Below are 17,518 nucleotides of genomic sequence, written 5' to 3'. Positions count from 1 at the left end.
TCCTGGTGGGTGTTCGGGGTGTTTGCCCGATGTACAAGTCATTCGGCACCCCCTCCGGAATGGTTTGGAGGGACTTCACCCCGTTACCCGACCGTGACACTCCGGCCCGAACCGCGACGGCTGACTGGAGCGCAGCCCGCGCCCCCGCGGTTGCTCCGGAGCGCTCCGGACACGCACATCGGCCCCGTCGCATCGAGATGCGGCGGGGCCGATGTGGTCGTGCTGGGTGCTGGACTAGCCGAGCATCGAGCGGCGACGACGCGCGATCAGGGTGATCGCGGTGCCGGCGGCGGCGAGGAGTGCACCGAGGCCGATCATCGGGGCCGGGGTCGAACCGGTGAAGGCCAGGGCCTTCGTGCCGGTGACGCTGCCACCGGTCGCGGCCGGGGTCACCGGGGCGATGATGGTCGCGGCTGCGGTCAGGCTGAACTCGACGATGTTCGACGGGTCGGAGACCACCGGGTCACCGTTCGCGTCGAGCACCGGGTCGCCGTTCGCGTCCAGGAGGAACGCGATCGCCTGTGCGGTGTAGTCGTTCGGGTCGAGCGCGAGCGTGACCGTCCAGTTGCCGTCCGCATCGACCACGATCGGGTCGGTGGGGTCGGCCGGCTCGGCCGCTGCGTCGGCGCTCATCGACGGAGCGGCGTTCAGCTCGGACGTGGGGACGGCGACGAGCAGGATGTTGCTCCCCGGCGTTCCGGTGCCCGTGAAGGTGACGGTCTTGCCGGTGAGGTGCTCACCGTTCTTCGGCGAGGTGATCACCGGAGCGGCGACGGTCGCGTCGGTGGTGGTCGTCGGGAGCGTGATGTTCACCGTGATGTCGCCACGGCCCGCACCGCCGGTCGTCTGCTGGAAGCGGAGCGACTGCGCGGTCGCGGCGTCGGCCGCGTAGGTGACCGTGCCGGACCACTTGCCGTCGGTGACGACGAGGTTGCCCGGGATCAGGACGGTGCCGGCGGCGTCGGTGACGCTGACGGTCGAGCCCGTGGTGCCCGTGCCGGACACGTCGACCGTGCGCGAGGTCTCGACCTGACCGGGGGTCGGGCTCGTGACCCCGAACGTCTCGGTCGGGGCCGTCGACGCGGCGGGGAGGGTGATGGCGACGGAGATGTCACCGTTGCCCGATGCGCCGGTGGTCTGACGGAAGCGGAGCGTCTGCGCCGTGGCGGCGTCGTCCGCGTAGGTGACCGTGCCGGACCATGCGCCGTTGACGACGGTCAGGTTGCCCGGGATCAGGACGGTGCCCGCGGCGTCGACGACGCTGACGGTGCTGCCCGAGGTGCCGGTGCCGGAGACGGCGACGGTGCGGGAGGTCTCGACCTGGCCGACGGTCGGGTTGGTGACCGCGAAGGCGACCGGAGCCGGTGCGACGGCGGGGAGCGTGAAGGACCGGGCCTGCGCGTCGCTGAAGCCGCTGCCGCCGACGATGCCGTCGACGTAGACGGTCTCGGCCGTGGCTGCCGTGTCGGGGTAGGTGTACGTGGCCGACCAGTTGCCGCCCGCATCGAGGCTGTTGTCCGACGCGATGACCGCGCCGGCGTCGCTGTCACCCTCGTGGATGCGGATCTGCGCGTTCGGGTTCGCCGTTCCGGAGAACGTGACCGTGCGGCTCGCGACCGTCTCACCCGAGGTGGGTGAGGCGATGACGAGGTTGCCCACGGCGGCGTTGGCCGACGTGGCGGTGAGGAGCGCTCCTCCGAGCGCGAGCGAGAGGACTGCTGGGACGACCAGCAGCCTCCGCAATGACGACTTCGTCACTGACGGAATCCGTTCTGTTGAGCAGGATGAACGGCTGAAACGCCCCGACCCCACTGCGATCACCGGCGCGGGATACGACGGCTCCTCGACTATAGGGGAAACTCGACCCTCGAACAGGGCTGACGGAAAATGGATCGTCCGACCGGCCCACCGGCCCCCGGCCCCCGCCCCGGCCCCTACCCCTGCCCGGCTACTCGAACATGTCGGCGAGTGCCGCGGAGGCGTCCCCGTCGTGGCGGTGTGCGGACGGCGTCGAGGGCCAGTGCGTCGTGCCGTCGTCGGACCAGCAGGGCACGACGTGGAAGTGCAGGTGCGGCACGCTCTGCCCCGCGTCCGCTCCCGATGCCTGCAGCAGGACCACGCCCGTCGCCCCGAGCGCGCCTCGCATCGCACGGCCGACCCGCTGCGCGAGCGCGGTGGTGGCCGCGAGGGAGGTCGGTGACGCGGACATCAGATCGGTCGTGTGCTCGACGGGGGCGACGAGGGTGTGCCCCGGCGCGAGGACGGAGTCCGGCAAGGGGGCGAACGCGACGGCGTGCTCCTCGCGCTCGACCACGACCGCCGCGGGATCGAGTCCGGCGACGATCCGGCAGAAGGGGCAGTCGTCCATCGCTCCAGTCTGGTGCCGTTCGACGGCACCAGCACTCGTTCGCTACGGTCGAGCGGACATCGAGAGGAACACGTCGTGAGTCCTGCACAGCGCAACACCGACACTGAGCCCGTCGCCGAGACCGCCGTCGCCGCCATCGCCCGCGCGCGTCAGGTCGTCGCGGCCGTCGCGAATCCCGGGCTCCGGGCAGCGGTGTTCGACGGAGCATCCGCAGACTCCGGGCGACCGGGCCCGCGCTTCGGATGGATCCACCCCGACGGCACGATCGACGACGAGCTGCTCTCCCGCACGGCGGACGTGCTCCGGCAGCTGATGGTCCCGGAGGTGGTCCTCGCGTTCGGTCGCCTCGAGACGCTGCCGGCCGCCGAGCCCGCACGCCGTCGCATCGTCGAACGGGTCGTCGAGATCGTCGTGGCACGCCTCGCTCCGGCCCGCCGGGTCAGCGAGCCCGTGCTCAACGCGGCGATCGCGATGGTCGCCACGGACGTCGCAACGATCCGGCGTGACGCCGTGGACATCGGCCTGCTGCGGAGGACTCCGGACGGCAGCGTCTACGAGTTCGCCGGCTGAGGACGCGGGGACGCCGGCGACGCGGGCGGGTCCACGCCCGCCTGGCGAACACGCGCGTCCGTCCCGAACACCCGGATCGGCGTGTTCGGAGTGGATGCGCGTGTTCAGAACACCCCGCCCGCGCCGGCCGCGCCGGGCGCCGGCTGCACCGGGCGCCGGCCGGGCGCTACGCGCGCCCGGTGACCGCCCGACGGATCTCGGCGATGTCGACCTTCGGCTCGCGGTCCGCCGTCAGCAGCCCGTTCGTCTCCTGCAGCGTGTCCGTGAACTGCGTGTAGCAGGACCCGGCGAGGAACGAGCTCGCGCGGATCGCGTCGTAGAGGGCCGTGATCCGCTCGATCCAGTCCTCCCCGCTCGCCGCGACGGTGTAGCCCCAACCGTCATCACGCGTCGACCCCGGCTGGAAGTTCACCCCGCCGAACTCGGTGAGCATCACGGGCTGCCCGGTGTCGACCGCACCGTCGACCAGGATGCGTCGCTCGGCCGGCCCCGCGCCCGTCATGAGCCGGGTCCGGGCTGCGTCGTCCGCGTAGGTCCTGGCCAGTGTGGGACCGTCTCCCTCGTAGTCGTGCACCGTGATGATGTCCGACGCGGTGTGCTCCCACCCGTCGTTCGAGATCACCGGGCGGGAGTCGTCGAGCGCCCGCGTGACGTCCGCCAGGGACCGCGTGTACGCCTGCTGCGCCCGGTCCTGCGGCACGTGCTGCACACCCCAGCTCTCGTTGACGGGGACCCACGTGACGATCGACGGGTGCGAGACGTCGCGCTCGACGGCGTCCATCCACTCGCGCATGAGTCGCTGGACGGCGCGCGGGGAGAACGCGTAGGCGTTCGGCGCCTCGCCCCAGACGAGCAGCCCGAGCCGGTCGGCCCAGAACAGGAACCGCGGGTCCTCGATCTTCTGGTGGATCCGGGCGGCCGTGAAGCCGAGCTCCTTGATGAGCTCGACCTCGTGGCGGTGGGTCGTGTAGGACGGGGCCGCGATGTGCGACTCCGGCCAGTAGCCCTGGTCGAGGACGGACCGGACGTCGTACGGGCGGTCGTTGAGCAGGAAGGCACCGCGGTCCACGGCGACGCTCCGGATCCCGAAGTAGGACGCCACGGCGTCGAGCACGCCGGTCGCGCTGGTCTCGCGCGTCGCTTCGGGTAGGTCGGACGTGTCGGACTGGAGGCGCGGCGCACCGATCAGGGACACCGTCGCGTCGACGAGACGGGGACGCTCCGGCGACCACTGCAGCTCGTCCTCGGCCTGCCCGTTGCCCTGCCGTGCGACCGGCACGACGAGGTCGATCACGTCCGTGGCGGTCGGGACGGTGACCTCGACCGTGCCGAGGTGTTCGCCGCGCTCGTCCCACCGCAGGTCGACGCGGATCCGCGATCCCGCCGGTGCCGTGCCGCCCTGGAGGACGACGCCGAGGGCCATGCTCCGGTGGTCCGAGGGGGTCCAGCGGAGCTGCCGGATCGACACGGTGGGCACCGCCTCGAGCCAGACGGTCTGCCAGATGCCGGTGGTCCGACGGTACCAGATGGCGTGCGGGTCCTCGTGCCAGTCCTGCTTGCCGCGGGGCTGGGTGACGTCGTGCGGGTCGTCCTCGGCGCGGACGACGAGGGTGTGGTCGTGCTGGTCGGTGCTCGCGTCGGAGGTCACCAGCCGGGTCACGTCGAACGAGAACGGGGTGTGGCCGCCCTCGTGCTCGCCGACGAACACACCGTCGATCCAGACCGTGGCGCGGTAGTCCACGGCCCCGAAGTGCAGCAGCACCCGCGGCGTGGACCCGGACCGGCCGGCGTCGTCGAGATCCTGGGCGGTGATCGTCCTGGCGTACCAGACGACCGGGTGGAAGCCCGGCTCGTCGATACCGGACGCCGCTGACTCCGGCGGGAACGGCACCACGATGTCCCGGGGCTCGTCGAACCCGGTGGACCAGCCCGCGGCGGTGCCGAGGTCGCCGTCGTCGTGGCGGAACGACCACGTGCCGTCGAGGTTCGTCCACGCGGCGCGCATCAGCTGCGGGCGCGGGTACGTGCCGTCCTGTCGACTCGCCAGCGGCAGCGGCCCGGTCGTCGTGGGTCCGGAGCGCTCGGTCATCGCGGCCTGTTCGGGAAGCGTCGTCATGACGGCAGTTTACAGCGCTGTAAAGGCTCGCGGGCGATACTGTTCGACCATGGGCCAGGTGACTCTCCGTGACGTGGCTGACCGTGCCGGCGTGTCGATGAAGACCGTTTCCAACGTGGTCCGCGACTACCGGCATGTCAGCCCGCAGATGCGCGATCGCGTGCAGGCGGTCATCGACGAGCTCGGGTACCGCCCGAACCGCACCGGCCGCAGCCTGGCGACCGGCCGCTCGAACGTGATCGGCCTGGCGTTCCCGGACCTCAGGAACCCGTACTTCGCCGAGCTCGCGCACGTCATCGCACGGGTGGCCGAGGAGCGTGGGTACCGCATCCTGATGACCGAGACCGGCGGCACGGACGACGGCGAACGGGCCGCACTCCTCGACCGGGAGTCCGGCATGGTCGACGGCGTGCTCATGCAGCCGCAGTCGCTCAGGGGCGCCGAGCTCGAGCGCGTCCGGAACGGGACGCCGATCGTCGTGTTCGGCGAGGACCCCGAGCCGGCGGACGCGGACCACGTCGCGATCGACAACGTCGCCGCCGCTGCCGAGGCCGTCGCCCACCTCGTCCGGAGCGGCCGGCGGAGGATCGGCTTCCTCGGACACGAGCCGGGCCACCCCGGCCGGACGTCGGCGCTCCGACTCCGCGGGTACCGGCAGGCCCTCGACGACGCCGGTCTCCGGTTCGACCCGGACCTCTTGATCGCCCGCGGGGACGAGAACGCGCACGGTGCCGAGGTCGCCCTCGACGCCGCCCTGGTCCGCGGGCTCGAGCTCGACGCGCTGCTCTGCCGCGAGGACCTGGCCGCGATCGGTGCCCTCCGCTCGCTTCGTCGGCACGGCATCTCGGTGCCGGGCGACGTCGCCGTGATCGGGTGGGACGCCATCCAGCTCGGCGCGAGCACCGACCCGAGCATCACTTCCGTCGCGCCGGACACCAGGGCTCTGGCGGAGCAGGCCCTCGACCTCCTGCTGCTCCGGATCGGCGGGAGCACGGAGCCCGGGCGGCACGTCGTCGTCGGGCACGAGCTGGTCCTGCGCGAGAGCGCTCCCTGACCCGAGTCCCAGCGCGGGCCTCCGCCCGCCGTGGCACACTCAACCCTCGCGCTCAACCCTCGCGATCAACCCTCGCGCTCAACCCTCGCGCTCAGCCTTTGCGCTCGACCCGCAGGCCCGCGAGCAGCAGCCGCACCATGCGCTCGGCGCGACCGCCCGACGCGGCCGCACCCGGGCCTCCCCCGTGACACAGGTTCGCGACGGCACCCAGGAACTCGCTCGCATCGACGTCCGCCGCGATCTCACCGGTCGCCGCCGCCGACGCGAGCAACCGCTCGAGCGTCGGTGCGAGCCGCGTGGAGAAGTACTCGGCCAACGGCTCGTACGCGGTGTCGCCCGAGTGCAGGGCCGCGGCCAGCCCCTGCTTCGCGGCGACGAAGTCGGTGTACCGCATGATCCAGCGGTCGAGGGCCTCCCCCGGCGGGAACTCGGCCTCGAGCGCCGGGGCGGCGTCGACGCAGGCGTCCATCTCACGCCGGAACACCGCTGAGATGAGGTCGGAGCGGAGCGGGTAGTGCCGGTACAGGGTGCCGACCCCGACTCCGGCGCGCTCGGCGATCGCCCGTACAGGGGCATCGACGCCGCTCGTCGCGAACACCGCCTTCGCCGCCTCGATCAGGGCGTCGGCGTTCTGCTGGGCATCCGACCGCAGCCGTCGACCGTCACCGGTCGCCGGTCGCGCGGCAGCCGACGGTTCTGCGGGCGTCATCGATCTCCTCTTGCAATCGGAACAATGTTCCGTGTAACGTCACCACCACAAGCGGAACGTTGTTCCGGATACCATCCGGAATCCCGTTCCAGTTGATTCGACTCTACGGCACGACGAACCAGGAGATCCACCATGCAGTACCGCACCCTCGGCCGCACCGGCATCAAGGTGACCCCGTACGCCCTCGGAGCGATGATGCTCGGCTCGATGGGCAACCCGGAGCGCAAGGACGGCATCGCGATCATCCACCGCGCGCTCGACGCCGGGATCAACCTCATCGACACCGCGGACCGCTACGGCGACTCCGAGGACGTCGTCGGCGAGGCGATCAAGGGCCGTCGCGACGACGTCGTCCTCGCGACGAAGTTCTGGGGCCCGGTGGACGACGACGTCACCCATCGCGGTGCCTCCCGGCGCTGGATCATGCAGGCAGTCGAGCGCTCGCTCACCCGTCTGCAGACCGACCACATCGACCTGTACCAGCTGCACCGCCCGGACACGGAGACGGACATCGACGAGACGCTCTCCGCGCTCACCGACCTGGTCCGGCAGGGCAAGGTCCGCACGATCGGCACCTCGTCGATGCGCGGCTCCGAGATCGTCGAGGCGCAGTGGACCTCCGAGCGCCGCGGGTACGAGCGCTTCCGCACCGAGCAGCCGAACTACTCGATCCTCGACCGCGAGATCGAGCGCGAGATCCTCCCCGTCGCCGAGCGGTACGGCATGGGCACCCTGGTCTACAGCCCGCTCGCCGGCGGCACGCTGACCGGCAAGTACCGCGCGGGGCAGGAGAACGACAACTTCCGGTCCACGAAGACGGGGATGCGGCACTTCCGCGACGAGCGCCGCCTCGCCGCCGTCGAGGAACTCGTCGCCCTGTCGGACGAGGTCGGTGTGGAGCTCACCCACCTCGCGATGGCGTTCGTCGTCGCGCACCCGGGTGTGACCTCGGCGATCGCGGGGCCCCGGACGATGGAGCAGCTCGAGGACACGCTCGCTGGCGTGGACGTCGTGCTCTCGGACGAGGTGCTCGACCGCATCGACCAGATCGTCCGGCCCGGCGAGAGCATCGGGGCGATGGACATGGTCTACCGCGGGCCGGAGGTCGAGGACGCAAGCATGCGGCGACGCCCCGTCGGCGAGCGTTCCGCCGCCTGACGGCGCGACCGTCGCGAGGTGCACGCAAGGACGACAGACGCGCCGTCGTACGACCGCGCGTCTGTCGTCCGGACGGGAGGGACGGTGCCAGGCCGCGCCGTCCCTCCCGTCCGTCGTCTGGTCAGGTCCGTCAGCTGGTCAAGACAGCCTGAACTGCTGCGCGGCCGTCCCGTTGCAGTCCCAGATCTGCAGGCGCGTGCCGTTCGCCGTTGCGCCGGAGGGCGCGTCGATGCACCGACCGGACGTCGGGTTCCGGAGCGATCCGTCGGACTGCGACGTCCAGTTCTGGTATCCGCCGCCGTTGCAGTTCGCGAGCTGCAGCTTCGTGCCGGCCGCGCTCGAACCGCCGGCGATGTCGAGGCACCGCCCGAGGGTCTGCAGGGTCTGGCCGCTGCGGGTCCAGTGCTGGTCCTTCGCGTTCGCCAGGCAGTCCCAGAGCTGCACGGCCGTGCCGTCACCGCCGTTGTCGTCCCCTGCGACGTCGACGCACTTGCCGCCAGGAGCCGCGATGGTGGACCCGGAGACCGAGCCGCCGGACCCGCCGGACCCCGAAGACGCACCCTTGTTGTAGACCGCCACGGAGTCGATCACGAGCTTGCCGCCGGAGACCGTCGCCGCGTTCGGACCGCCGCCGAACGCGTTCGGGAACCCGCCGCCGATCGCCAGGTCGTAGATGATGAAGAACGGGTGGTCGATGGCGTTCGTCCACGTCGTCGCGTCCACCTGGTTCGCGCTGATCGTGAAGAAGTTCGAGCCGTCGAGGTAGAAGCGGACCTGCTCCGGCGACGTCGAACGGTCGATCTCGACGGCGTAGTCGTGGAACCCGGTCTGGCAGCCGGAGCATGCGCGCTCACCCGATCCGATACCCGTCGACTCGTTGCACGGGCCGCCGGGGTTCACCCCGCAGTGGATCGTGCTGAAGTCCGAGCTGCGGCCGTTGATGTCCTCCATCACGTCGATCTCGCCCGCCCCCGGCCACGAGACACCGGACCGCAGGGGTGCGCCGAGCATCCAGAACGCCGGCCAGTACCCGGCACCGTTCGCCGTCGTCACGTTCGGCTGCTGGAGCACGGACTCCATCCGGACCACTCCGCCGGGTGCCGCCCCGAACGTGGCGGCCTGGGTCTCGACGCGGCCGGAGGTCCAGCCGCTCGACGGGTCGGAGCCGGAGTGCAACGCCTGCAGCACGAGGTGCCCCTGGCCGTCGCGGTACACGTTCGACGTGCCGCTCGTCATGGTCTCGATCTCACCGGTGCCGAAGCTGCTGCCGGGTCCGGTGTCGTACTTCCACTGGCTCTGGTCGATCCCGGAGCCGGACGAGCCCGTGAAGTCGTCGCTCCAGGTCAGCGAGAACCCCGGCGGCGCCGAGGGGACCGCGGCGTGGGCGGCGTGCGGGACGGCGACCGCGGCCGCGAGCGGGAGGGCGGCGACGGCGAGGAGCGTCAGTGCGGCCGAGGCTGCGCGGCGGACCGCGGAGCGCGGGTGGGAGGTGCTGATGTGTCGAGGCATCGTTGCCTGCTTTCACGCCGTCACGTCCGGGATGGGTGGCCTCGGGCGGGAGCGGCAGTCGTTCCGGTGTGTACCCGGCGACAGCGTCGTCGGTTCGGGTACTCGCCACTCTCCGCCCGCCGACGGGTGTTGCCAAGTCGGCAGAACGACCGACACCTGTCGTCCCCGAGTCCCTGTCTCATCATTGAGAACTCGTTTGTACTCGTCTCACTCCTGATACAGTCATACGATGCAGATCGATCATCTCGTGGAAGCTGTCCGCCGGGCGACGCCGATGAGCACCGCTGAACTCGCCACGCGCTCCGGCATCAGCAGGCCGACGCTCTACCGGATGCTCGCCGGGACGTCCCCACGCGTCGACGACCTCCGGGATCTCGCTGCGGCCGTTGGTGTGGACATCGATGCGGCGCTGACCACCCTGAGCGATCCACTCGCAGCGGTCGCTGCCCGATCGATCCTCGGAGACCCGTTCATCCTCGAGTGGACCGATGACGCCGAGGGCTGGCGCGAGCGTCTCCGCCGCTACACCTCGACGGAGGCGGGGGCGGACGCCGCGGTGGTCGACGAGGCGGGACGAGCGTCCGCTCCGCACCATCGCGACGGTGCAGTGCACCTCCGCGGAGAGTCCTGGCGGGTCGACCGCATCGTGTCCGCGGGTCGAGCGTCGGGCGGCGACTGGGCCCTGTCCGGCTGGGCTGCTCTCGACGCGCTCGGGGTGGACACGACGGGTCCGAGCATCGTGTGGGCTCCCGATGCGCGGGGGTTCGCGCAGCTGCTCGGTGACACGTTCAGCATCGGGCGCGTCGACCACTTCGACCTCGTCGTCGTGCCGGCCCACCCGTCCGTGTTCGCCGGGGCTGTCGAGATCGAGGACGTGCGACTCGTCGCTCCGCTCCAGGCCCACATCGACGCGGTGGGCCTCGGTGGCTCCGTCCGCGATGCGGCACTCGACCACTTCCGTGACGCCGGCCGAGCTCGGGGCGACGCATGAGCGACGCGCCCCGACCTGCGGCCGCGGGCAGTGGAGGCCAGTACGTCAGGCGTCCCGGCCGCCCGCGCGGTGTCGGCGGCCCCGTGGGGAGCGGACGACCGACCACGTCGACCTCGTCCGACGAGATGCTCGCTGCGACGGGCGTCCGATGGGACCCCGAGATGGTGGCGCTCGACCGCATCGGGCGTTCGACCGTCACGCGTGCCCGCCAGCGGTTCGAGGCATCCCTCCCCGACCTCGTCTGGAACGCTGCCGCGCTCGAGGGCAACACCTTCACCCTGCCCGAGGTCCGGACGCTCCTGGACGGCGTCACCGTCGGCGGCCGTCCGATCGAGGACGAACGACAGGTGCTCGCGCTCGTCGGCGGGTACTCACAGCTCGACGAACTCGTCGGCGAGGGGAGGTTCCTGCTCGACAAGGAGGTCTCCGACGACCTGCACGGACGCGTTGCCGTCCACGAAGCCATCGAGTCCGGAGCGTTCCGCGGCGAGGGCAGCGTCGGCGGTGGCGGGACGGTCCAGCTGGCCTCCGGCGGATTCGTGACGGGCGTTCCGCAGGACGAACTCCCGGCCAGGTTCTCGAACTCCGTCGAGTACCTGGCGTCGCTCGAGGACCCGCGGGAACGAGCCCTGGCGTACTTCGCGTCGGCGACACGAGCGCAGTACTACTTCGACGGCAACAAGCGGACCGCCCGACTGATGATGACCGGACTGCTGATGTCCGAGGCGTACGACGCGGTGAGCATCCCGTTCGCCCGCGCGTTCGAGTTCAACCAGGCGCTCGACACGCTGTTCGCCGACGACGACGCCACGCCGATCATGGCGTTCATCGCCGACTGCGCGGTCCGGTAGCCACGCGGTCGTCAGTCGAGGAAGCGAGCCATCCAGAGGTCGTCGGCCCAGGTGCCGTCGGCCTGCCGGAACTCCTCGCGGAGCCGTCCCTCGACCTCGAAGCCGTGCTGGCGGTAGAGCGCGACCGCGACGCTGTTCGTCGACAGTGCGCGGAGCCCGAGTTTGCGGACCCCTCGGCGCCGTGCCTCTTCGATCGCAGCATGGACGAGACGGTGACTGAGGCCCTGTCCGCGATGGCTCGGCGCGACGGCGAGGGCGTTCAAGTGCAGCACGTGGTCGTTCTTCGCGATGGGGACGTGCCGCGCGAGGTGGACGTACCCGACGATCGACGTCCCGTCAGTCGCGACGATGACGTCCTCGGGCCTGCGGTGTGCCGACAAGAAGGGCGCCGGGTCAGGCGGCGTCGACCGAACCGAGGAGCTCCACGAGGGCAGCGCGCACCGACTCGGGCATCGCGACCGCGCCGAGCTCCGCCAGCCGCTCGGTCGTCGTCCGACCGCTCGTCAGCACCTCCCACGCCTCGAGCTTCTCGGGGTTGCCCATCTGGGCCTCCTCGAGGACGGTCTGCATCGCGGACAGCGGATCGACCCCGACCTCGAGCGGACCGACCTGCACGACGGCTCCGGCCCCGCGAGCCACGGGGGCCGAGACGCTCCACCGGCCGTCCCCGCCGGCGACGGACACCGCGGAGCCGTCGACCGTCACCGGGCCGGACGGGAGCGCCGCGAGGAACACGATCGTCCACGTGCGCGTCGCCGGGGCAGCCTCGACCGCGCCCGAGGCCGGGGCGATGCGGAACGCACCGCGGGATGCGTCCCACGAGAGCTCGGTCCGTGCGGAGCGGACGGTCCCGTCGACCGGAGCGGGCGTGGCGGAGTCGACCCGTGCCTCCCGGTCGACTCCGGCACCAGCTGCCGGACCGGACGCGGCAGCACCAGCTGCCGGACCGGACGCGGCAGAACCATCTGCCGGACCGGACGAGGCGGCACCAGCAGGAGCGTCCTCGGCGTCCTCGACGAGCACGAACGTGCCGTCCGCCGCCGGCGCGACGAGGACCTCGAGCGCACCCGGGTTCACCGTCGCGTCGAGCTCCGACGTGGCGTCGAGCGGCAGCATCCCACCCGCGCGGAGCAGCACCGGCACGGAGTCGATCGTCCGGTGCATGCTGACGGACCGGCCGCCGAGGTACACCGTGCCGGTGAACACATCGGTCCAGGTGCCCGCCGGCAGCCAGACCCGGACGCTCCCCCGTCGGGAGGCCGGATCGCGCGGCGCGGTGATCGGTGCCACGACGAGCTCCGAGCCGAACTCGTACTCGTTCGGCACCCCGTACGCCTCGCGGTCGCGCGACCACCGGTGGTACATCGGCCGGACGAGCGGGATGCCGTCCTCCGTCGCCCGGTGGTTCATCGTGTGCAGGTACGGGACCATCCGGTGGCGCAGGCGGAGGGCCTCGTCCATCGCGGACCGGTGCTCGGCGGGGAACACCCACGGCTCCTTGCGGATGAACGGGTTGTTCGCCGAGTGCAGCCGCATGATCGGCGAGAACACCCCGAACTGCACCCACCGGGTCGCGAGCTCGTCATCGTGGACGCCCCGGGTGTGACCCCCGATGTCGTGGCTCCACCAGCCGTACCCGATGTTCGCGGCCGCCGCGGTGAACTCGGGCTGGAACGCGAGCGAGTCCCACGACACCACGGCGTCCCCGGAGAACCCGACGGCGTACCGGTGGCTGCCGGGTCCGGCGTACCGCGAGAACGTCATGCCGGGTCCGCCGTCGCGTGCGGCGTCCAGGTGGTGGAAGTGGTTGAGGACCCAGAGCGGGTCGACGCCGGCGATGTCCGACGTGCTCCCCTGCTGCCAGTCGATCCACCAGAAGTCGACGCCCTGTTCCTCGAGCGGGTGGTGGAGCTCGCGGAAGTACGCCTCGAGGAACGTCCGGTCGGCCGCGCGGAACGGCACCGCGTCGCCGGAGGACGGGTCGATGCCGACGGCGCGGGCCATCTCGGGGTACCGGTCCTCGAAGGCGCGGACCCCGTCGGCCGGGTGCAGGTTCAGGGTGGTCCGCATGCCACGTTCGTGCAGTGCACCGAGGAACGCCGCGGGGTCCGGGAACAGCGACGGCTCCCACGAGTACCCGGTCCAGCCGCTGCCGTACTCCGCCGGGACCGAGTCGACACGGTGCCAGTCCATGTCGATCACGGCGACCGAGAACGGCAGCCGTTCCTCGCGGAACCGGTCCATCAGCGCCAGGTACGACTCGCTGCTGTACGGGTGGTACCGCGACCACCAGTTGCCGAGTGCCCACCGCGGGAGACGCATGGGAGGCCCGGACACCGTGTACACGGCGCGCACCGCCGCCTCGTGGTCGCGTCCGTAGGCGAACACGTAGAGGTCGGTGCCGCCGGAGCGCCGCTCGCCGAGCCAGCCGTCGTCCTCGAACAGGAACGACTCGGAGTCGTCGATCACGGTGATGCCGTCCGCCGCGACGACGCCCGGCTCGAGCTCGGTGCGACCGTCGACGTCGTCGAGCGTCCGTGCCGTGCCGCCGAGGTCGTGGGTGGGCTCGCCGTACCGCCAACGCTGCGCGTCCCGGCCGATGGTCTCGACGACGAAGCCGTTCGCGGTGAGTGGGCCGCCGTCGTACCGGACGCGGGCGCGATCGGTCGTGACGACCACGCCGGAACCGACCCGCTCGGTCGTGAACGGGACCGCGGGCAGGTCGCGACGGATCGCGAAGGACGAGGCACGATCCTCCAGGCCGACGCCCGGCGCTGCACCGGCGTCTGCGTCCGCGGCTACACGGGCGTCCGTGGCTACACGGGCGTCCGTGGCTGCACCGGCGTCCACGCTCCACCGCTCGATGCGGAACAGCCCCTCGGTCAGGACGGTGATCCGCCAGCCGTCCCCGAGGACCTGCTGGTCCTGACGGGCGCGCGGTGCGGTTCCGGGGAGGGGACGGATGGCGGGCGTGCTGGACATGCGACTCCTGGTGCTCGTGGTCGTGCTGTCTGGTCGTTCTCGCGGGTGTGGTTCGGGTGCCGGGGATCAGGACTTGATCGCGCCCTGCGTCACACCGCTGATCACCCAGCGCTGCGCGAAGAGGTACACGACGATCGTCGGCGCCATCGCCATGAGGTAGGACGCGAACGCCACGTTGTAGTTCGTGCCGAACTGGCTCTGGAAGATGTTCTGCACGACCGGGAGCGTCTGCAGCGACGGATCGGCCGTGATGAGCGACGGCAGCATGAAGTCGTTCCACGAGGCGAGGAAGGCGAAGATCCCGACCGTGGCGTTCATCGGCCCGAGGAGCGGCAGGACGATCCGCCAGAAGATCTGCCAGGTGTTCGCGCCGTCGATGCGGGCGCTCTCCTCGAGTTCGATCGGGATCGAGCGGAGGTACGCCGAGTAGAGCAGCACGCTGAACGACAGTTGGAACATGGCGTGCAGGATGCCGACGCCGACGGGGCTGTCGAGGCCGAGCATCGCGGTGAGCTGGATCTGCGGGAGCGCGACGACCGGGAACGGCAGGAACAGCGCGGCGAGCAGGTAGAACAGCGACCAGCGGAAGAGCTTGCGGTCCCAGTTGCGGGCGATCGCGTAGGCCGCGAGCGAGCTGAGGAACAGGGTCAGCACGACTGCCAGGGCGGCCGACGCGAGCGAGAGGCTGAACGACACCGGGAAGCGCGTGAGCTGCCACGCGTCGACGAAGCTCTGCGGGTTGAACGGCGCCGGCAGCGAGAACGCGTTGCCGTCGACGGACTGCGCGCTCGTCTTGAACGCCATCGACAGGGTGACGTAGAGCGGGGCGAGGACCGTGAGCGACGCCAGGATGAGCAGGATCGTCAGCGGCCAGTTCGTCCGGCCGAGGCGACCGCGGCGACTCCGGGGCGCGCGGGGGCCGCGCGGCGGTGTCCCGCCGTCGGCACGCTGCTCGGCGGCCTGACGTTCGACCAGTCCCTGCTCGGTGAGGTTGACGGAGGTCACAGTCGGACCGCCCTTCCGCGGGTCGCGATGAGTTGGATGACGGAGATGAGGATCGTGACGATGAAGAAGATCGTCGCGTTCGCCATCTGGTACGCGTAGTCGCCGCCGGTGAACCCGCTGAAGATGGTCATCGCGACGCTCGACGTCGAGGTCCCTGGGCCACCGCCGGTCAGACCGACGATGACGTCGTACGCGCCGAGGTAGCCCTTGACGCCGAGCACGGTGTTGATCACGATGAAGCCCGCGATCAGGGGCATCGTGATCGAGCGGAACTGCTTCCAGCTCGAGGCGCCGTCGAGTGCGCTCGCCTCGTACAGGTCACCGGGGATCGAGGTGAGCCCCGCCGTGTAGACGAGGAGCGCACCGGGGATCGTCTGCCATGCGGACACGATCACGATCGAGAGCCAGGCGAGGTCGGGGTTCCCGAGGATGCTCTGTTCGAGCGGCCCGAACCCGACGCTCGTCGCGAGCGCGGGGAGCGTGTTCGAGAACAGGAAGCTGAACACGTAGGCGACGACGATGCCGGAGATCACCATCGGGATGACGAAGATGCTCCGGAGCGGTGCCGCGAACCGGATCCGTCGGGTCAGGGCGACGGCGAGCGCGAGGGCGATCACCTGGGCGATGATCACGGTCACCACCGCGAACCCGAGCGTGAACCCGTAGGACTGCAGGATGTTCGGGTCCGTGAAGAGGGTCGTGTAGTTCTTGAGGCCGAGGAACGACCAGGCGCCGTAGCCGAGGTAGTCCGTGAAGCTGTAGAAGATGCCGATCACGGCGGGCACGACCACGAACCCGGTGAACAGGACGAGTGCCGGGATGAGGAAGACGTAGTAGAGCGGCTCGAGCTTGCCGTGACGCCTCCGCGGCGCGCGGGTCCTCGATGCGGTGGAGGTCATACGGTCGCGTTCCTTCCGGCCAGACGGCGCCAGTCGGCGTCGAGTTTCTGGAGCATGCCGTCGAAGTTCCCGCTCCGCGTCGCCGACTGCAGGTAGTTGCCGAGCGGGATCGACGTCGGGATGAAGGTGCCGGTGCCCTGGTAGAAGGCGGCGTCGTCCACGTACGGCTGTAGGCCCGCGACGCGCGGATCCGACTGCGGCGGCGCGTTCTTCCGGGTCGAGTAGGCGAGGTTGTCGCGGTTGTAGCCGTCGATGACGTCCGGCTGCATGAGGAACTCGACGAGGTCCTCCGCCTCTGAGCGGTGTTCCGAAGCGGTAGGGATGTACAGCCCGAGGTCGATGTTCACGCGGGCCTTCCGGTCCTTCGGGTCCTCGGTGACCGGGAGCGCGAACGTCCCGATGTCCAGGTCCTCGTCGATGAGCGCGATCTGGCTGAGCGCCCACGGCCCCTGGAAGTACATGGCGGCTCTGCCCTTGCCGAACGCCAGGTTGCCGTCGGCGTACGAGCGGACGGCGTGGTCGGGGTTGAAGAACGTCGCGATGGTCTTCGCGCGTTCCATCGGCTCCGCGAGGGTCTTCTGGAACGACACCTCGGAGTCGGGACCGACGTCGGCACCGATCTCCTTCATCTTCCGGAAGAACGGCGCGGGATCGACGAGGCTGCCGACGGAGTAGTCGAAGAAGCCCTGCCAGAGCGTCCAGGTGTCCCGGTCGGTGGCGTAGATCGGCGTGATGTCGGCCTTCTTGAGCGCGGTGCACACGTCGACGAACTCGGACCAGGTCGTCGGGACGGGCAGGCCCTGGTCGGCGAAGATCTTCTTGTTGTAGATCACACCGGCCGCCGCGAGCGAGTACGGCAGCACGCTCGTCCGGCCGGGGTAGGTGGCGTACTGGTTCGTCAGCGCCCGGATGTCGGTCCGGACGGAGTCCGCGGACGGCAGGTCGGACAGGTCGGAGAGCACCCCGCGCGAGATGTACCGCGCGAGTTCCAGGTTGTCGTTGAAGCAGCCGACGTCGGCGGGCTCACCGCGGACGAACTGCGGCGCGATCGCGGTCGTCGTGTCGTGGATGACGGAGATGCCGGGGTTCGCCTTCTCGTACTGCCGGAGCAGCTTGTCGAAGTACGCGATGACCTCCTGCTTCTGCTCGTAGAAGCGGATCGTCGTGCCCGCACCGGCAGCGGCCTGCTGCGGGGCGGTCGCGCACCCGGCGAGGCCGAGTGCGGCGAGTGCGGTCGACCCGACGAGGAACGTCCGTCGGCTGAGTGCGGTGCTCCGGTGGGTGGGCGAGCTCACGCGGCATCTCC

15 protein-coding genes are annotated in these 17,518 nt (G+C 70.7%); 5 read left to right on the top strand and 10 right to left on the bottom strand.

From position 1 onward, the window contains the following. Positions 1-234: 234 nt before the first annotated feature. Complete coding sequence (locus tag ASF23_RS17615; RefSeq protein ID WP_156364614.1) at positions 235-1,758, bottom strand: hypothetical protein; 1,524 nt, start codon at positions 1,756-1,758, stop codon at positions 235-237. A gap of 190 nt (positions 1,759-1,948) precedes the next feature. Next, a complete protein-coding gene (locus tag ASF23_RS17610) occupies positions 1,949-2,368 on the bottom strand; it encodes an HIT family protein (protein ID WP_055956871.1) in 420 nt (139 codons plus the stop codon). Between the two features lie 75 nt (positions 2,369-2,443). On the opposite strand from ASF23_RS17610, the gene ASF23_RS17605 reads away from it, so the two are divergent. Beyond that, on the top strand, positions 2,444-2,938 hold the full coding sequence (locus ASF23_RS17605) for a DUF2087 domain-containing protein (protein ID WP_055956870.1): 495 nt from the start codon (positions 2,444-2,446) through the stop codon (positions 2,936-2,938). A gap of 166 nt (positions 2,939-3,104) precedes the next feature. Here the strand turns inward: ASF23_RS17605 and ASF23_RS17600 are convergent, their stop codons facing one another. Beyond that, entirely contained in the window at positions 3,105-5,054 is a 1,950-nt protein-coding gene (locus ASF23_RS17600) for a glycoside hydrolase family 2 protein (protein WP_082474296.1), read from the bottom strand. A gap of 49 nt (positions 5,055-5,103) precedes the next feature. On the opposite strand from ASF23_RS17600, the gene ASF23_RS17595 reads away from it, so the two are divergent. Next, positions 5,104-6,108: a LacI family DNA-binding transcriptional regulator gene (locus tag ASF23_RS17595; protein WP_082474295.1), complete on the top strand. Its 1,005-nt coding sequence runs from the start codon at positions 5,104-5,106 to the stop codon at positions 6,106-6,108. A 91-nt stretch (positions 6,109-6,199) separates the two neighbouring features. Here ASF23_RS17595 and ASF23_RS17590 read toward each other — a convergent pair whose 3' ends face one another. Beyond that, positions 6,200-6,817 (bottom strand): TetR/AcrR family transcriptional regulator, encoded by a 618-nt coding sequence (locus tag ASF23_RS17590; RefSeq protein ID WP_055956866.1) that lies wholly within the window; start codon positions 6,815-6,817, stop codon positions 6,200-6,202. Between the two features lie 132 nt (positions 6,818-6,949). Between ASF23_RS17590 and ASF23_RS17585 the strand changes: the two genes are divergently transcribed. Beyond that, positions 6,950-7,975, top strand: coding sequence for an aldo/keto reductase (locus ASF23_RS17585; protein WP_055956863.1), 1,026 nt, complete (start codon positions 6,950-6,952; stop codon positions 7,973-7,975). Positions 7,976-8,113: 138 nt separating this feature from the next. Here ASF23_RS17585 and ASF23_RS17580 read toward each other — a convergent pair whose 3' ends face one another. Continuing rightward, entirely contained in the window at positions 8,114-9,484 is a 1,371-nt protein-coding gene (locus ASF23_RS17580; RefSeq protein WP_055956861.1) for a ricin-type beta-trefoil lectin domain protein, read from the bottom strand. A gap of 229 nt (positions 9,485-9,713) precedes the next feature. Between ASF23_RS17580 and ASF23_RS17575 the strand changes: the two genes are divergently transcribed. Both ASF23_RS17575 and ASF23_RS17570 read left to right on the top strand, forming a co-directional pair. After that, positions 9,714-10,475, top strand: coding sequence for a helix-turn-helix domain-containing protein (locus ASF23_RS17575; RefSeq protein WP_082474294.1), 762 nt, complete (start codon positions 9,714-9,716; stop codon positions 10,473-10,475). Continuing rightward, positions 10,472-11,326 carry a Fic family protein gene (locus ASF23_RS17570; RefSeq protein ID WP_200919401.1) on the top strand — a complete coding sequence of 285 codons (855 nt, stop codon included), beginning with the start codon at positions 10,472-10,474 and terminating at the stop codon, positions 11,324-11,326. The genes ASF23_RS17575 and ASF23_RS17570 overlap by 4 nt, the downstream gene beginning before the upstream one ends. An 11-nt stretch (positions 11,327-11,337) precedes the next feature. Here the strand turns inward: ASF23_RS17570 and ASF23_RS17565 are convergent, their stop codons facing one another. From ASF23_RS17565 to ASF23_RS17545, 5 genes are all read right to left on the bottom strand, one after another. After that, positions 11,338-11,706: a GNAT family N-acetyltransferase gene (locus ASF23_RS17565; protein ID WP_055956855.1), complete on the bottom strand. Its 369-nt coding sequence runs from the start codon at positions 11,704-11,706 to the stop codon at positions 11,338-11,340. Between the two features lie 13 nt (positions 11,707-11,719). Continuing rightward, positions 11,720-14,308 carry a glycoside hydrolase family 31 protein gene (locus tag ASF23_RS17560; RefSeq protein ID WP_055956853.1) on the bottom strand — a complete coding sequence of 863 codons (2,589 nt, stop codon included), beginning with the start codon at positions 14,306-14,308 and terminating at the stop codon, positions 11,720-11,722. 66 nt (positions 14,309-14,374) lie between these two features. Then, entirely contained in the window at positions 14,375-15,175 is an 801-nt protein-coding gene (locus ASF23_RS17555; protein WP_442855043.1) for a carbohydrate ABC transporter permease, read from the bottom strand. Between the two features lie 134 nt (positions 15,176-15,309). Beyond that, on the bottom strand, positions 15,310-16,212 hold the full coding sequence (locus ASF23_RS17550; protein WP_055956851.1) for a carbohydrate ABC transporter permease: 903 nt from the start codon (positions 16,210-16,212) through the stop codon (positions 15,310-15,312). Next, positions 16,209-17,507, bottom strand: a complete 1,299-nt coding sequence (locus tag ASF23_RS17545; RefSeq protein WP_055956849.1) for an ABC transporter substrate-binding protein — start codon at positions 17,505-17,507, stop codon at positions 16,209-16,211. Before ASF23_RS17545 ends, ASF23_RS17550 begins: the two co-directional genes overlap by 4 nt. Positions 17,508-17,518 lie beyond the last annotated feature (11 nt).

It is taken from the genome of Curtobacterium sp. Leaf261 (assembly GCF_001422205.1).
Taxonomy (GTDB): Bacteria; Actinomycetota; Actinomycetes; order Actinomycetales; family Microbacteriaceae; genus Curtobacterium.
This window is presented reverse-complemented; position numbering and strand designations above follow the sequence as displayed.

What these genes read in the sequence shown, in the direction of transcription:
- ASF23_RS17560 (WP_055956853.1), bottom strand. Translation starts at nt 14,308, where the DNA reads ATGTCCAGCACGCCCGCCATCCGTCCCCTCCCCGGAACCGCACCGCGC.
- ASF23_RS17575 (WP_082474294.1), top strand. Translation starts at nt 9,714, where the DNA reads ATGCAGATCGATCATCTCGTGGAAGCTGTCCGCCGGGCGACGCCGATG.
- ASF23_RS17570 (WP_200919401.1), top strand. Translation starts at nt 10,472, where the DNA reads ATGAGCGACGCGCCCCGACCTGCGGCCGCGGGCAGTGGAGGCCAGTAC.
- ASF23_RS17580 (WP_055956861.1), bottom strand. Translation starts at nt 9,484, where the DNA reads ATGCCTCGACACATCAGCACCTCCCACCCGCGCTCCGCGGTCCGCCGC.
- ASF23_RS17610 (WP_055956871.1), bottom strand. Translation starts at nt 2,368, where the DNA reads ATGGACGACTGCCCCTTCTGCCGGATCGTCGCCGGACTCGATCCCGCG.
- ASF23_RS17590 (WP_055956866.1), bottom strand. Translation starts at nt 6,817, where the DNA reads ATGACGCCCGCAGAACCGTCGGCTGCCGCGCGACCGGCGACCGGTGAC.
- ASF23_RS17585 (WP_055956863.1), top strand. Translation starts at nt 6,950, where the DNA reads ATGCAGTACCGCACCCTCGGCCGCACCGGCATCAAGGTGACCCCGTAC.
- ASF23_RS17595 (WP_082474295.1), top strand. Translation starts at nt 5,104, where the DNA reads ATGGGCCAGGTGACTCTCCGTGACGTGGCTGACCGTGCCGGCGTGTCG.
- ASF23_RS17550 (WP_055956851.1), bottom strand. Translation starts at nt 16,212, where the DNA reads ATGACCTCCACCGCATCGAGGACCCGCGCGCCGCGGAGGCGTCACGGC.
- ASF23_RS17600 (WP_082474296.1), bottom strand. Translation starts at nt 5,054, where the DNA reads ATGACGACGCTTCCCGAACAGGCCGCGATGACCGAGCGCTCCGGACCC.